The organism is Polaromonas sp. (assembly GCF_029945895.1).
Classification (GTDB): Bacteria; Pseudomonadota; Gammaproteobacteria; order Burkholderiales; family Burkholderiaceae_C; genus Polaromonas.
In genome coordinates this window covers 55933-69794 of the sequence record NZ_JAQSDL010000076.1, presented here as the reverse complement: position 1 = coordinate 69794, position 13862 = coordinate 55933, and the positions used below count along the sequence as shown (strand labels likewise).

The following is a 13862-nucleotide window of genomic DNA, read 5'->3' as shown; positions in this document are numbered from 1 at the left end:
TTTCTGACAGTCTTGTACGGCTGCTTTCCCCGCTCAGGATCCTCGCCCTTTCCCTGGCCGCGCTCGTGCTCGCCGGCTGTGCCAGCAGCAACAGCAAGCTGGGCATGCCCGGCGATCCGGTCCTGGGCACCTCGCCATCGGCGTCCCAGTCGGTCTACCCCAGCGGCCCCCTGTCGCCTATCAGCGCGGCGCAAACCCCGTCCAGTACCGTGGCCAGCCTGCAGCCGCCTGCCGATTTGTGGGAACGCATCCGCCGCGGCTTTGCCATGCCCAATCTCGAAGGCGAGCTGGTGGCCGACCGCGAGCAGTGGTACGCCAGCCGACCGGACTACATCCAGCGCATGACGGAGCGTTCGAGCAAATACCTGTTCCATATCGTCGAGGAACTGGAGCGGCGCAACATGCCGACCGAGCTTGCGCTGCTGCCCTACATCGAAAGCGCGTTCAACCCGCAAGCCGTCTCCAGCGCCAAGGCTGCTGGCATGTGGCAGTTCATGCCGGCCACCGGCAAGTACTTCGATTTGAAGCAAAACGCCTTCCGTGACGACCGGCGTGATGTGCTGGCATCGACCCGCGCAGCACTCGACTACCTGCAAAAACTCCACGGCATGTTCGGCGACTGGCATCTGGCTCTGGCCGCCTACAACTGGGGCGAAGGCAGCGTCGGACGCGCCATTGCCAGAAACAAAAAAGACGGCCTGGGCACCAGCTACCAGGACCTGCGCATGCCCGATGAAACGCGCCTGTATGTCCCCAAGCTACAGGCGGTAAAGAACATCGTGGCCAATCCGCAGGATTTCCGCGCCGAGCTGCCACTGATTGAAAATCACCCTTACTTCCAGCAGGTCCAGATCACCCGCGACATCGATGTGGCGCTGGCTGCCAAACTCGCCGACGTGGAGATCAGCAACTTCAAGGCCCTCAACCCGTCGGCCCATCGCCCCGTGATTCTGGCGGCCGGCATGCCCCACATCCTGCTGCCCTGGGACAATGCCAAGATCTTCCAGCGCAACTTCGAGGCCTACTCCCAGGGGCAATACGCCAGCTGGACCGCCTGGACCGCCCCGGCGACCCTGAGCGTCAGCGACGCCGCCAGACGTGTCGGCATGAGCGAGTCCGACCTGCGCGGCGTCAACAACATTCCACCACGCATGCTGATCAAGGCAGGGTCAACCCTGATGGTGTCACGCAGCGCAAAAATGGACACCGACGTGACCAGCCAGGTTGCCGACACCGCCCAGCTGACGCTGGCGCCGGAAATCGTCACGCGCAGAACCACCGTCAAGGCCCGCAAGGGCGAAACCGTGGCAAGCATCGCCAGGCGCTACGGCCTGCGTCCTGATGCCGTTGCCGAGTGGAACAAGGTCGGCACTTCGGCGGCTTTCAAGCTCGGGCACCAGGTGGTGGTGTTTCTGCCCGTCAAGGCCGGCAGCACAGCCAGGCCCCATGCAGGCAAAGCCAAGGTCCAGGCGGTCCGGCGCGCGCCGGGAAAAGCGGTGGTCAAGACCAAGAGGCGCTAGGAGCTCCGGGGAAATGGCGTCATGGTCCACCTCCTGCCTGTACCCACAGCCTGAGTAGTCCATCGGATCACCCACGCCATGGTCGTCAGCAAGCCCGGAACACAAGTCAAGCCCAGCGTGGTCCACCGGTCTCTTTTTGCCATCGGACTGCTGGCCGTCGCCATTGGCATGACCCTGCTGGTGATGTCCGGCAAGGATCGGTCCTTGTTGCCTGCGGGTGCTGCGGCCCTGTTGCTCGGCGTCGTTCTGGTAGGCAGCTACCTGATCAACCGGCTCCAGGCCGAAGCTTTTGTCGACCCCCTCGCCTTTGAGCCGCCCTGGAGCAAGCTGGCAAGGGGAGCGGGACCGCCCCGGCTGCCCGCTCCCGGCAAACTTGCTGCCGCGCCCAGCACGCCCTTTACCCTCGACAAGCTGATTGATTTCCCCGCTGCCCCGACTGCGAGCAGGCCAGCCCAGCCGGCCCGCAGCGTGCCGCCGCCGCCCCCCGTGGCACAAACCTCGTGGACGCCAGCACTGTTTGACCAGGTGTCGGCGCAGCAGTTTGACGCGGTGTGTGAAGCGCTGTTTGCGCAGGGCGGATTCGAGATCCGGGGCCAGTCGCACGGCACAGCCGGCGGCGTGACGCTATGGCTTTACTCGCGTCACGCGCAACAGGGCACGGACAGCCCGGCGGCGGTGGCTTGGTGCAAGCAGTGGTCGGGCCAGCCGGTGGGCGTGCGCGAATTGCACCCCCTGCTTGACCTGATGCGCTCACGCCAGCTCAAGCGCGGCACCTGCGCTACATCTTCGATCTGCAGCGAGAATGCGCGCACATTCGCCAAGGACAACGGCATCAACCTGCTGGACCGTGCCGGTCTGCTGGCATTGATTGCCGGACGGACCCCCGCCCAGCAGCAGGCCCTGCTGGCGCTGGCGCTGGGCAAACGCTGAAGGGCCGTCCCCACAGCGCGGCCGTGCCTTTTTCGGGTTCTAGAGCTTGAGCGCGCCGGCCCCGAACAGGCCGAGCAGGCCAATGATGATCAGGTAAATGGCAACGATGAAGTTGAGCAGGCGCGGCATGATCAGGATCAGGATGCCTGCAATCAGGGAGACAACGGGGCCGATGCTGAGATGGAGATTCATGGGGTTTCCTTGCGCTGAGTGAACGGATGCCGCCAGCCCCGGGGGGGGGGCACGGCGGCGTGGCTGGCACCAATGTAGCCACCAGCCCGCCGCGTGTATGTAGGACGAAACGAACAGATGGAAAATTCAGTACCGCCTGGCCGGTGCGGTCAACATGCTCAGGGGCCCCGAGTACAGCCATATCTTTTCAGAAGGGTGTGTCATCAGAGTTTCTCTGTCTCTCCCGTGCGGGGTTGCCACTTCATGAGCCTGCGCTCAATGCGGCCAACGATGCCGTCGAGCACCAGCGCAAACGCCGTCAGCACCACGATCCCGGCAAACACGGTGTTGACGTCAAAAGTACCTTCGGCCTGAAGGATCAGGTAACCCACGCCGCGCGCCGACCCCAGGTACTCGCCCACCACGGCCCCCACGAAAGCCAGACCGACGGACGTGTGAAGGCTGGAAAACACCCAGCTGGTGGCGCTGGGAAGGTACACGGTGCGTAGCAGTTGCCGCTGGTTCGCACCCAGCATCCTTGCATTGGCCAGCACCACCGGGCTGACCTCCTTGACGCCCTGGTAGACATTGAAAAACACGATGAAGAACACCAGCGTGACGGCCAGCGCCACCTTGCTCCAGATGCCCAGGCCGAACCACATCGCAAAAATCGGCGCGAGGATCACGCGCGGCATCGAGTTGGCCGCCTTGATGTAGGGGTCCATGATGGCGCCGGCCATGGGCGCCAGCGCCAGCCACAGGCCAAAGGCCAGGCCCAGGACGGTACCGATGCCAAACGCCAGCACCGTCTCCAGCAGTGTGGTGCCCAGGTGCAGGTAGATGTCGGCGTTGCCCGGCAAGCCGTCGGGAAACAGCATGCTGGGGCCGAAACCGAAGGGCAGAAACCAGGACCAGACGCGCCCGGCCACCTTGACCGGCTCGCCGAGGAAAAACGCCAGTTGCTGGTCGCGCGAGGCGAGTTGCCACAGGCCCAGGAAAACCACCAGCATGCCGACCTGCCAGTAGCGCAGGTTCCGGTCAGACGGTTTGAGTGCCTTCCACATGATCGTTACGCCGCTTTTTGGAGTTGCTGCGCGTAGCCCTTGAGCACCTCGTCGCGCAACACATCCCATATCTGCGTGTGCAGCGCGATGAAACGTGGCTGGGTGCGGACCTCGGCCACATTGCGCGGGCGCGGCAGGTCGATGACGAACTCGCCCATGGGGACCGTGGCCGGTCCAGCCGACAGCACCACCACGCGGTCGCTCATGGCAATGGCTTCGTCGAGGTCATGCGTGATGAACAGCACTGCTTTCTTCTTCGCCGCCCACAGATCGAGCACCTCGTTCTCCATCAGTTGGCGAGTCTGGATGTCAAGCGCCGAAAACGGCTCGTCCATCAGGATGATGTCGGGGTCCAGCGCCAGCACCTGGGCGAGGGCTGTGCGCTTGCGCATGCCGCCCGAGAGCTGGTGCGGGTAGCGGTCGCCGAAGCCGCTCAGGCCGACGCGCTCCAGCCAGGCCTGCGCCTGCGCACGCGCTTCGGCATCGGGCACGCCGCGATATTGCAAGCCGACCATGACGTTGTCGATCGCGCTGCGCCAGGGCATCAGCGCCTCGGTCTGGAACATGTAGCCGGCACGCGTGTTGATGCCGCTCAGCGGCTGGCCGAACACCTTGACGGTCCCGGAGGTCGGCGGTAGCAGGCCGGCACCGATGTTGAGCAGCGTGGACTTGCCGCAACCGGTCGGGCCGACCACGGAGACAAACTCGCCGGCGCGTATGCGCAGCGTGGATGCACCAACGGCGGTGTAGGCCTGACCTGCATCCTCGCGCGAGCGGAAGGTGCAGGTGACATCCAGCAGTTCAAGCGCGTAGTCAGAGGCAAGGTCGAGGGACACAGACATGAGGCATTGTCGGGTGAATTTTTACCAGCCGCGGCCGCGGAACCGGCATTGCCGGGCCGCAGGCTGAAGGCTGCGGCTCCGAGCCCGCCTGCGCGGGCTTGGACAGCCTTCAGATGCGCCGCCTCTGGCGGCGTGGCGCCCTGCAAGGGCAGCGGCCCCCTCGGGGCTGGAGCCTGCGGCTCCAAAGCTGCCTGCGCAGCTTCGGACAGGCGACAGAAGCGAAGTCTCTGACAAGCGGCGGCCTGCAAGGTGCAGAGAGCTACGCGAAGCGAGCGAACGTGGGGGCCACATTCATGCTTTGAACTTGTCCTTGGCGCGACGGGCGAACTCGTTGGTGTAGGTCTTGCTCAGGTCGATCTTGTCGGCCTTGATGCTGGGGTCAAAACTGGCCAGGGCCTTGAGGGCGGTTTTCGCACCCTCGTCGGAAATGATGCCATCCAGCGCGATCGCGTCACGCACCTTGTTGAAGGAAGCCAGATACAGACCGCGGTCGCCGAGCAGGTAGTTGTCGGGCACGGTCTTGATGATGTCGCCGGGTCCGGCCGTTTGCAGCCACTTCAGGCCATGCACGATGGCGTTGGCCAGCGCCTGACAGGTATTGGGGTTCTTCTGGATGAACTCCACGGGCGCGTACAGGCACGCCGCCGGCATGGGACCGCCGAACACATCAACCGTGCCCTTGAGCGTACGCGTGTCCGAGATGATCTTGACCTCGCCCTTTTGCTCCAGCATGGTCATCACCGGGTCGGTGTTGCTCATGGCGTCGATCTGACCTGAACGCAGCGCCGCCAACGCACCGGCTGCGGTGCCGACGCCAATGAAGCTCACGTCCGCCGGCTTGAGCCCGGCGCGCGAGAGCACCAGGTTGGCCATCATGTTGGTGGACGAGCCCGGTGCGGACACACCGATCTTCTTGCCACGCAGGTCCGCCACTGTTTTGTAGTTGGGCATGTTTTTGGTGGACACACCAAAGGCAATCTGCGGCGCCCGGCCCTGCAGCACAAAGGCCTGGAACATCTGGTTCTTCGATTGCAGGTTGATGGTGTGTTCGTAGGCACCCGACACCACATCGGCCGAGCCGCCCACCACCGCCTGCAAGGCCCGCGCACCGCCGGCAAAGTCGCTGATCTCCACATCCAGGCCCTCAGCCTTGAAGTAGCCGAGCTGCTCGGTGATGGTCAGCGGCAGGTAATAAAACGCGGCCTTGCCGCCAACAGCCAGTGAAAGTTTTGTTTTCTCCAGCTTGCCTTGCGCACGCAGTGCCGGAAAGGCCAGGGAGACGGCAGCGAGTGCGGCCGCACTGGCGAAAGTTCTGCGGTTGACTGTGGGGTGGTTCATGGGGCGGGTTCTCTCTCACTCTCTGATATTTTTATGACTTCGGAAAGAGCATAGCCAGCGCCAAAAAAACCCGCATCGGTATCATCCCGTGCGGGTTTGTACGGTACGGTTTGTGGTTACCAGACGTTACCGGTAGCCCAGAAAAAGAATGCCGATATTGACCAGCAGCGCGAGGAACCAGATCACGCTGCGACTCTTGGCCATGTCTGCGACGTACATCATGACGTAGGCGATACGCAGCACCACAAACACGAACGCAAACACATCAAGCCGTACCTGCGAGGCCTGCAGCTGGTGCGCAATGATCACGGCGGCAAAGAAGAAAGGCAGGGCTTCGAAGGTGTTGGCCTGCGCAGCATTGGCACGCGCGCGCCAGTCGGTTTGCCGCGCCAGCCAGGCGCGCGGGTTGTTGTTGTCGAAACCGCCCTTGTTCGGCGAGGCACCCATCTTGCCCCACTTCGCCAGCCCGGCGCAGGCAATCGGCAGCAGCGCAAAAGCCAGCAGGCACCAGTAGGCCACCGTGAAACGTGCGTATGTCATGGAGAAAGCCTTTCTGGCGTGGCGTCGTGAGGAGGTTGAGGAAGTTGAAGATTGAAGCGCGAATGCAAACTGGCGGAAAAATTAGCGTCGGTCCACCAGCGCGTGCGCAATGGTGCCCAGGTCCACGTACTCGAGCTCGCTACCGACCGGCACGCCCCGCGCCAGCCGCGTGACCTGCACGCCGCGGCTTTTGAGCGCCTGCGCAATCACATGCGCGGTGGCCTCGCCTTCAGCGGTGAAGTTGGTGGCCAGGATGACTTCCTGCACCTCGCGCTCACCGGCGACGGGCGTTTCACCCAGTGTGTCCCTGGGCAACACACGGTCGAACAGTTTCTGCAGGCCGATGTCATGCGGGCCGATGCCGTCAAGCGGACTGAGCTTGCCCATCAGCACAAAGTACAGGCCACGGTAGGCCAGCGTGCGCTCCAGCGCCGCCTGGTCGGCCGGAGTTTCGACCACGCACAGCTTGCTGCGGTCGCGTGCCGGGTTGGCGCAGGTGCTGCAGATGTCGAGCTCGGTCAGCGTGTTGCACAGCGCGCAGTGTCTGACGCTGTGCACCGCATGTTCGAGTGCCCTTGCGATCTGCAGGGCGCCGGGCTTGTCATGCTGCAGCAGGTGAAACGCCATGCGCGCCGCCGACTTGGCGCCCACGCCCGGCAGCCGCCGCAGCGCCTGGGTCAGACCTTCGAGGGCATTCGAGTCAGAAGCCATGTGGAGCAGCGCCTGAGGCGCATGCAAACCTACAGACCAAACCAGCAGGGGCCGCGGAACCGGCTTTGCCGGGCCGCAGGCGCAGCGGCCCCTTTTCCGGTGCAAGGGGCAGGGAGATACCGCAGGCTCGCAGTGGGTGACCGTGGGAGCTCACTAGAACGGTAGTTTCATGCCGCCGGGCAACCCTGGCATGCCTGCGGTCAGTTTGCCCATTTTTTCCTGGCTCAGGTCTTCGGCCTTGCGCACGGCAGCGTTGAAGGCAGCGGCCACCAGGTCTTCGAGCATGTCCTTGTCGTCGGTCAGCAGGCTGGGGTCGATCTCGACACGTTTGACATCGTGTTTGCAGGTCATGGTGACCTTGACCATGCCGTTGCCCGACTCCGCCGTGACTTCAATGAACGCCAGTTCGTCCTGGGCCTTTTTCAGGTTGTCCTGCATGGCCTGCGCCTGCTTCATCAGGCCGGCGAGTTGTCCTTTGTTGAACATGGATTTTTTCCTTTAAAACAGAGAGTTCGATCTGCTCTTGATCATATCGGCTTGCCTGCCACCGGGACGAGCGGTTTGATGCTGCCCGGCACAATTCTGGCGCCCCAGTCGCGCATCATGTCCTGCACAAACGGGTCGTTCTGTATGGTTTCCTCGGCCTGGCGTTGTCGCTCCAGCGCGGCGGCGGCATTGCGCCGCGCCGGCGAGTCGCCGACCGGGCCGAGTTCGACCGAGAGCCTGGGCGCCTGCCCGCTGTCCTGCAGGGCGGTCTGCAGCGCGGCCTGCAGCTTCTCGCGCGCAGCGGCCTGGTTCAGCGACTCGCGTTCCACACGCAGCGTCCAGACACCGTCAGCCTGCGAGCGCAGCTCGGACTGCAGGGCCAGCTCACGCGCCAGCGCCGCAATCATCTCGGCGGCCACCATGCGATTGACCAGCGCCGTCCAGGCGTCGCCGAGAGGGCTGCTTATGACCACGAGCTCGGCAGGCGCGGCAGTGGCCGGCGCGGGCGCCGGGGCCGGGGCCGGTACTGGCACCGCCGGCAATGCCGAAGCCGGCATGGGCAAGGCGTCTTCCCACGGCAAGGGATCACGCGACGCTACAAAATCAGGAGCTGGTGGCGCACGCTGCACAAGGGCGGAAGACGGATTTTCTTCCATATTCTGGCGAACCGGTGGTGCCGCCAGCGGGGGACGAACCGGCGCCGGGGGCGCGACAGGCGCCGCGACGGGACGGGCGGCCACGGGGGTGGCCGGCACACTGTCAGGCTGCGGCTTTTTTGGGGGCTCGACGGCGCCCCCCTGTGCGGCAGCCGCCGTCGTCGCGCCCGCGGGCTTGAAGGCCAGCAGGCGCAGCAGCACCATGGTCAGCGCCGCATAGTCGTCGGGCGCCAGCCCCAGCTCGGCGCGGCCGTGCAGGCACAGGCTGTACAGCAGTTGCGTCTCGTCGGCCGGCAGGGTTTGCGCCAGGCGCGCGGTGGCGGCGATCTCTGGGTCGGCGTCGTCGTCGCCGGCTCCGATGCCCGGCACCGCCTGCAACACCGCCATGCGCTGCAGCACGGTGGCCATTTCTTCCAGCGTGGACGCGGCGCTCAGGCCGTTCAGGCGCAACACCTCGGAAGTTTCGACCACACTTTTGCCGTCGCCGCGCGCCAGCGCATCGAGCAGCTGGAACACATAACTGCGGTCCACGCTGCCCAGCATCTGGCGCACGCTGGCTTCCTGCAGCTGGCCCGAGCCGAAGGCGATCGCCTGGTCGGTCAGCGACAGCGCGTCGCGCATGGAGCCGCGTGCGGCGCGCGCCAGCAGGCGCAGGGCCTGCGGCTCGGCTTCGATGTTTTCTGCCCGCAGGACCTGCACCAGGTGCTCCAGAATGGTTTCGGGCGCCATCGGCCTCAGATTGAACTGCAGGCAGCGCGACAGCACCGTGGCCGGCACTTTCTGCGGGTCCGTCGTGGCCAGCACGAACTTGAGGTACTCGGGCGGCTCCTCCAGCGTCTTGAGCATGGCGTTGAAGGCCGTGTTCGTCAGCATGTGGACCTCGTCGATCATGAAGACCTTGAAGCGCCCCACCACCGGCTTGTAGACCGCCTGCTCGAGCAACTGGGCGATCTCGTCGACGCCGCGATTGGATGCCGCGTCGAGTTCGGTGTAATCGACGAAACGGCCGCTGTCGATGTCGGTGCAGGCCTGGCACACGCCACACGGCGTGGCGGTGATGCCGCCCTGCCCGTCCACACCCAGGCAATTGAGCGATTTGGCCAGGATGCGCGAGATGGTGGTCTTGCCGACGCCGCGCGTGCCGGTGAACAGGTAGGCATGGTGCAGCCGCTGCGTACCCAGTGCGTTGCTGAGCGCCTGCACCACATGCGACTGCCCGACCATTTCAGAAAAATTCCGGGGGCGGTATTTGCGGGCAAGGACGAGGTAGGACATTCCCCGATTCTACGGTTGCGCGTGACAGCAGAGCCCCTCAGCGCTGGTAATCGGCCGAACCCGGCGCAAAACTGATGCGCCGCGTCTCCACCAGGCGCCCGGCGCCGCCGGGCGCCGTCAAGATCCGGCCTTCCACCAGTTCATAACCCAGCAAGGCAAAGACCCGGTGGCGCAGAAAGATCGGGCGCGCATTGCCATACCAGTCGGTGCAGGAGGCGCGGCAACCGTCTTCCCTGCCGACACCCGGCCGCGACGCGAGACTGCCGATGCCGGACAGCTTCAGGCCGCTGTTCCTCAGGTACAACATGCCGGCGGGCTCGTCCCACAACTGGCGGTAGCCGCCCTGCCCGGCGCCGCGCACCGGCAGGCCCACCACCCCGGAGGTGGCGTCATCGGGCTTGTAGAAAAAGCCGTGGCTGCGCGTCTCGCCCTGCGCGGCCCGCGCCTGCACATAACGCCCGGCCACGCGCGCCCGGGGCGCCAGTTGCACGCTGGAAAAATGCAGGTCCTGCCCGTCGGTGCCCACGGCAATCGCATCGGTGCCCAGCGCCTCGATGCGGTCCACGCCGTGCGGCAGCGTCAGAGTTTCGGTTCTGGCTCGGTCGGCCACATGCACCACCTGCAACTGGCCCACAGTGCCCGGCGCGGGCCGGCGCCAGCCGCAGCCCGCCCCATAAAGCAGGCGCTGGCCGACAAAACGGTTCTGCAGGCTGCCGTCGCCGGCAGCCGGCAAACGCGTGTAGGCCTGTTCGCCAGCACGGGCCTGGCCATCGCCAAAATCGCGCACCGGCACCCGCAGCAGGGACAGATTGCCGCCGCTGCCTTCGCCGCGCCACATGCCGTCCCCGTTGCCGTTGGCGCGCAGCAGCACGTTCAGGTAACCGTCGCCGCCCTCCAGAAACGACATCTGGTCGATCGGGCTGCCTTGCGTCCTGAGCATGCTGGGCGCCGCACCGTCGAGCGGCAAACGAAACACCGCCGAATGCGATGCGACACGCCCGCTGGCGGCATCGCGCTGGCTGCGCGTGGTCCACACGTACACCGCGCGGCTCGAGACATAAAACACCCGGCCGGCCGGCCCCATCACCGCACTGGACCGGCAATCGAGTTCAGGCTGGGCCAGGTCGCAGCGCACGATGGTATGCATCGTGATGCCCTCCTGCGGGTTCAGCGGCTCGTCGGTGCGGTAAATGCGCGTCGCGTCGGTTATGCGTTTGAAGTCCGCAGGTGTCGCGCCAGGCTGCCAGCGCCGCAGCGCGGGCAGGCGTGCCGCCGGATCGCCCTGCCAGACGTTGAGCGGAATGGGCGTGTAAAGAATGAGCTGGCTGCCGATCAGGCGGCTGGCGTAGTTGCGCGAGGAGTAGTAGTCGCTGGAGCGCAGATGCCAGGTGGCGCGGTAGCTGAGCTGGCCCGCGTCATTGATGTTGAACAGGCCAAGCTCCGTCCCGCCGCGCGCATAGCTGTAGCCGATCACGGCCACCGTGTTGCCGGCCACCATCATCTCGTCATACCAGGCGCCCGACGGGTTGACATCCGGCGCGTAGGCGTTGATGGACGACACCGGCTGCAGCTGGTGACGGTCCACATCGACCGTGAACAAGCGCCCCCGGCGCAAAATGACCAGGTGTTTGCCGTGCACCTTGACAATGCCGCCCTCGTCCACGCCGGCGGTCTGGTTGTTGGTGATGGACTCGGTGGAGCCCACTGCGGCAGGCGCCGGTGCGGCCATCGCCATGGCAACCGGGGCCGGCGGGCTGGGGCGGGAGTCCCAGGTCTTGCCGGGGTTCTCGGCCTCCCATTTTTTCCGGACTTCCTCCTGACGCTGCCGGCGTTCCTCTTCCTGCCTGCGGCGTTCTTCCTCGCGGCGCTGGCGCTCCAGCGCAAAGGGCTCAAACCAGGCCTGCAGGGCGGCCTCGTCGGCGAAGGCCGTCAGGTTGCCGGCCGGTGTGAAGGCCTCGCCCTGTGCCTGCGCTGCGCCCCCGACACCACCACACACCGCCATGGCCGCGAGAGCCTTGAGCAACCAGGACATGTTTTTTCCTTGAAAGGCCAGACTATTTTTAAGCTATTCGATGATATTCGGGCCGGGGTCGTCGCGCCTCGCATAAAATAGTGAGTGACGGGCCTTCCCGCATGGTGAAGCGGCCAACCGGGTCAGATGGGGAACCAAGCAGCCCTAACTGCGGAGCCAGTGCCGGGGTCGAGGTCCGTCACCTTTTTTCAAGAACAGGACATCTGCGGATGGTCCTGTTTTTTTTCGCCTGCATGCCGATGCAGTGAAAAAGTTCACATCCAGCCATCGCCACGCCGAATTCCTACAAGCAGATGCGGCGCCTGCCTGCGGTTTCGGGCTTTCTCCAGCGCAGACTTTTCCCTAGAATTTTTTGCATGAATACATTTGAAAAACCAACCCACGAGGAACTGGCCCGCTACCTGAAAGCACTGGGCCGGTTGATCAAGGCGGAGGCACAACGGCTGGAGGCGATCCACGAGCTGTCGAAGGTGGGCCCGGACGACTTTCTGCGGCTGCATGTCGAGTCGGAACGGCTGCACGCCTGGAGCCACTACTTCGAGCAGCGCGAGGGGGCGATCTAGGCAATCAAGGCGCTTAGCCTTCCAGAACCTCTTCAATCGCTGCCGTGGTCTGCAGCGCATGCTCGGCAATCTGCGCTGACACCAGCGCCAGGGAAGCCAGCGCATAGGTACCGCTGATGATGCCCTTGTACGCCACTTCGGCCGCAATGGCATCCTGCCCCAGCCCTTCGGTGGCGGCCACGATGCAGGCGTCAATGCTGTCCAGCCCGGCGTCGCTGTACAGCTCCTCGCCCTCGTAGCTGACGCGGTATTCGTACTGGTCCTGTTCCATCAAGTCGATATGGAAACGCACGATCATGGCAAACCTCTTCAAAAAGTAAACATTGCACAAGCTATCAAATCAATAGCTGCTTGCGCCCGTGTGGTCAGGGCTGGAACCCGAAATGGCTTAAAACTCCCTGCCCCGCCAGGCGCCCACTGGCAAAACAGGCGGTCAGCAGGTAGCCACCGGTCGGTGCTTCCCAGTCCAGCATCTCGCCAGCGCAGAACACCGGTTGCGCCACACCCTGCAGGGTCTGCAGGTGCAGCTGGCCGTCCAGGGTTTCGAATGACACGCCGCCGGCGCTGCTGATGGCCTCGTCGATGGGGCGCGCCGCCACCACCCGCACCGGCAGCGCCTTGATCGCACGCGCCAGTTGCACCGGATCGTTCATGGCCTCCTTGCCAAGCAGTTCATGCAGCATCGCGGCCTTGATGCCTTCGATGCCCAGCCGGCTCTTGAGGTGGCTGGAGAGGGAGCGGGAGCCGCGCGGATGGCGCACCTCGACCAGCACCTGCTCGGGCGATTTGTCGGGCAGCAGGTCCAGCAGGAAGATGGCGCTGCCGTGGGCGGCGATTTCATCGCGCAGCAGGCTGGAAGCCGCGTAGATCAGGCTGCCTTCGACGCCGGTGGCAGTGGCCACAAACTCGCCCTTGCGGCTGAAACTGCGGCCCTGCGAATCGGTGAAGCTGATGGCCACCGACTTGAAGGGCTGGCCGGCGAAGCGGCTGGCAAAGTGTTCGGTCCAGCCCGGCTGCTGTGACGGGCCCTGCCCCACCAGTTCCCTGAAAAATTCGCGGCGGGTTTCTCCCTGTTCGGCGGCCGCCAGCGCGTGCGGCTCGGGGCCCACATCAAAGCCGCAGTTCGATGGCTGCAGCGGCGCCACAGCCACGCCGCGTGCGGCCAGCAGCGGCACCCAGACGCCGTCCGAACCGAGCCGCGCCCAGCTGCCGCCGCCCAGGGCCAGCACCACGGCGTCGGCCTGCACCTGCACCGGGCCGGCGGGTGTGGAAAACGACAACGCGCCGTCTTCGGCCCAGCCCAGCCAGCGGTGCCGCATGGAGAACTTCACACCCGCGGCGCGCAGGCGCTGCAGCCAGGCGCGCAGGAGCGGCGCGGCCTTCATGTCCCTGGGAAACACGCGGCCCGAGCTGCCGACAAAGGTCTCCACGCCCAGGGCCTGGGCCCAGGCGCGCAGCTCGGTGGGGCCGAAGGCGGCCAGCAGCGGCTGCAATTGCGCGCTGCGCTCGCCGTAACGGCTGAGGAAAGGTTCGGGCCCTTCGGAGTGCGTGAGGTTCAGCCCTCCCTTGCCGGCCAGCAAAAACTTGCGGCCCACCGATGGCATGGCGTCGTACACCTGCACGGACAGGGCCGCGCCGGCACCGGCCAGCACTTCGGCGGCCATGAGCCCGGCGGGGCCGCCGCCGATGATGACCACACGCCGTGGCTGGGCAGGAGAAGTTGAATCGTTCAAG

At 65.2% G+C, this 13862-nt stretch carries 14 protein-coding genes and 1 other RNA gene; 4 read left to right on the top strand and 11 right to left on the bottom strand.

Annotated elements, in window-relative coordinates:
* The first annotated feature begins 104 nt into the window (after positions 1-104).
* On the top strand, positions 105-1520 hold the full coding sequence (locus PSV33_RS08790) for a transglycosylase SLT domain-containing protein (protein ID WP_300560929.1): 1416 nt from the start codon (positions 105-107) through the stop codon (positions 1518-1520).
* A 78-nt stretch (positions 1521-1598) separates the two neighbouring features.
* Complete coding sequence (locus tag PSV33_RS08785) at positions 1599-2450, top strand: restriction endonuclease (RefSeq protein WP_300560694.1); 852 nt, start codon at positions 1599-1601, stop codon at positions 2448-2450.
* Positions 2451-2489: 39 nt separating this feature from the next.
* On the opposite strand, the gene PSV33_RS08780 is transcribed toward PSV33_RS08785, so the two are convergent.
* The 9 genes from PSV33_RS08780 to PSV33_RS08740 all read right to left on the bottom strand — a co-directional run bounded on the left by PSV33_RS08780 (position 2490) and on the right by PSV33_RS08740 (position 11565).
* Positions 2490-2642: a DUF3096 domain-containing protein gene (locus PSV33_RS08780; RefSeq protein WP_300520189.1), complete on the bottom strand. Its 153-nt coding sequence runs from the start codon at positions 2640-2642 to the stop codon at positions 2490-2492.
* A gap of 203 nt (positions 2643-2845) precedes the next feature.
* A complete protein-coding gene (locus tag PSV33_RS08775; RefSeq protein WP_300560692.1) occupies positions 2846-3685 on the bottom strand; it encodes an ABC transporter permease in 840 nt (279 codons plus the stop codon).
* A 5-nt stretch (positions 3686-3690) separates the two neighbouring features.
* Entirely contained in the window at positions 3691-4527 is an 837-nt protein-coding gene (locus PSV33_RS08770; protein ID WP_300560690.1) for an ABC transporter ATP-binding protein, read from the bottom strand.
* 291 nt (positions 4528-4818) lie between these two features.
* Entirely contained in the window at positions 4819-5865 is a 1047-nt protein-coding gene (locus PSV33_RS08765; RefSeq protein ID WP_300560688.1) for an ABC transporter substrate-binding protein, read from the bottom strand.
* Positions 5866-5991: 126 nt separating this feature from the next.
* On the bottom strand, positions 5992-6405 hold the full coding sequence (locus tag PSV33_RS08760) for an MAPEG family protein (RefSeq protein ID WP_300560686.1): 414 nt from the start codon (positions 6403-6405) through the stop codon (positions 5992-5994).
* Positions 6406-6486: 81 nt separating this feature from the next.
* A complete protein-coding gene (gene recR, locus PSV33_RS08755; protein WP_300560685.1) occupies positions 6487-7116 on the bottom strand; it encodes a recombination mediator RecR in 630 nt (209 codons plus the stop codon).
* Between the two features lie 153 nt (positions 7117-7269).
* Positions 7270-7602, bottom strand: a complete 333-nt coding sequence (locus PSV33_RS08750) for a YbaB/EbfC family nucleoid-associated protein (protein ID WP_096662652.1) — start codon at positions 7600-7602, stop codon at positions 7270-7272.
* Positions 7603-7643: 41 nt separating this feature from the next.
* A complete protein-coding gene (dnaX, locus tag PSV33_RS08745) occupies positions 7644-9533 on the bottom strand; it encodes a DNA polymerase III subunit gamma/tau (RefSeq protein ID WP_300560683.1) in 1890 nt (629 codons plus the stop codon).
* A 37-nt stretch (positions 9534-9570) separates the two neighbouring features.
* Positions 9571-11565: a beta-propeller domain-containing protein gene (locus PSV33_RS08740; RefSeq protein ID WP_300560681.1), complete on the bottom strand. Its 1995-nt coding sequence runs from the start codon at positions 11563-11565 to the stop codon at positions 9571-9573.
* An 86-nt stretch (positions 11566-11651) separates the two neighbouring features.
* On the opposite strand from PSV33_RS08740, the gene ffs reads away from it, so the two are divergent.
* An RNA gene (ffs, locus tag PSV33_RS08735) (signal recognition particle sRNA small type) lies at positions 11652-11748 on the top strand.
* 173 nt (positions 11749-11921) lie between these two features.
* A complete protein-coding gene (locus PSV33_RS08730) occupies positions 11922-12128 on the top strand; it encodes a hypothetical protein (RefSeq protein WP_300560679.1) in 207 nt (68 codons plus the stop codon).
* Positions 12129-12141: 13 nt separating this feature from the next.
* On the opposite strand, the gene PSV33_RS08725 is transcribed toward PSV33_RS08730, so the two are convergent.
* Positions 12142-12426: a hypothetical protein gene (locus PSV33_RS08725; RefSeq protein WP_300560677.1), complete on the bottom strand. Its 285-nt coding sequence runs from the start codon at positions 12424-12426 to the stop codon at positions 12142-12144.
* Positions 12427-12493: 67 nt separating this feature from the next.
* The gene (locus tag PSV33_RS08720) at positions 12494-13792 is read right to left on the bottom strand and encodes a TIGR03862 family flavoprotein (RefSeq protein WP_300560926.1); all 1299 of its coding nucleotides are present in this window, start codon (positions 13790-13792) and stop codon (positions 12494-12496) included.
* Between the last annotated feature and the right edge of the window lie 70 nt (positions 13793-13862).

Excerpts from the sequence above, each read along its gene's own strand:
- dnaX (WP_300560683.1), bottom strand. The coding sequence starts at position 9,533 with ATGTCCTACCTCGTCCTTGCCCGCAAATACCGCCCCCGGAATTTTTCT.
- PSV33_RS08750 (WP_096662652.1), bottom strand. The coding sequence starts at position 7,602 with ATGTTCAACAAAGGACAACTCGCCGGCCTGATGAAGCAGGCGCAGGCC.
- PSV33_RS08765 (WP_300560688.1), bottom strand. The coding sequence starts at position 5,865 with ATGAACCACCCCACAGTCAACCGCAGAACTTTCGCCAGTGCGGCCGCA.
- PSV33_RS08790 (WP_300560929.1), top strand. The coding sequence starts at position 105 with ATGCCCGGCGATCCGGTCCTGGGCACCTCGCCATCGGCGTCCCAGTCG.
- PSV33_RS08740 (WP_300560681.1), bottom strand. The coding sequence starts at position 11,565 with ATGTCCTGGTTGCTCAAGGCTCTCGCGGCCATGGCGGTGTGTGGTGGT.
- recR (WP_300560685.1), bottom strand. The coding sequence starts at position 7,116 with ATGGCTTCTGACTCGAATGCCCTCGAAGGTCTGACCCAGGCGCTGCGG.
- PSV33_RS08775 (WP_300560692.1), bottom strand. The coding sequence starts at position 3,685 with ATGTGGAAGGCACTCAAACCGTCTGACCGGAACCTGCGCTACTGGCAG.
- PSV33_RS08785 (WP_300560694.1), top strand. The coding sequence starts at position 1,599 with ATGGTCGTCAGCAAGCCCGGAACACAAGTCAAGCCCAGCGTGGTCCAC.
- PSV33_RS08770 (WP_300560690.1), bottom strand. The coding sequence starts at position 4,527 with ATGTCTGTGTCCCTCGACCTTGCCTCTGACTACGCGCTTGAACTGCTG.
- PSV33_RS08725 (WP_300560677.1), bottom strand. The coding sequence starts at position 12,426 with ATGATCGTGCGTTTCCATATCGACTTGATGGAACAGGACCAGTACGAA.
- PSV33_RS08780 (WP_300520189.1), bottom strand. The coding sequence starts at position 2,642 with ATGAATCTCCATCTCAGCATCGGCCCCGTTGTCTCCCTGATTGCAGGC.
- PSV33_RS08730 (WP_300560679.1), top strand. The coding sequence starts at position 11,922 with ATGAATACATTTGAAAAACCAACCCACGAGGAACTGGCCCGCTACCTG.
- PSV33_RS08720 (WP_300560926.1), bottom strand. The coding sequence starts at position 13,792 with ATGGCCGCCGAAGTGCTGGCCGGTGCCGGCGCGGCCCTGTCCGTGCAG.
- PSV33_RS08760 (WP_300560686.1), bottom strand. The coding sequence starts at position 6,405 with ATGACATACGCACGTTTCACGGTGGCCTACTGGTGCCTGCTGGCTTTT.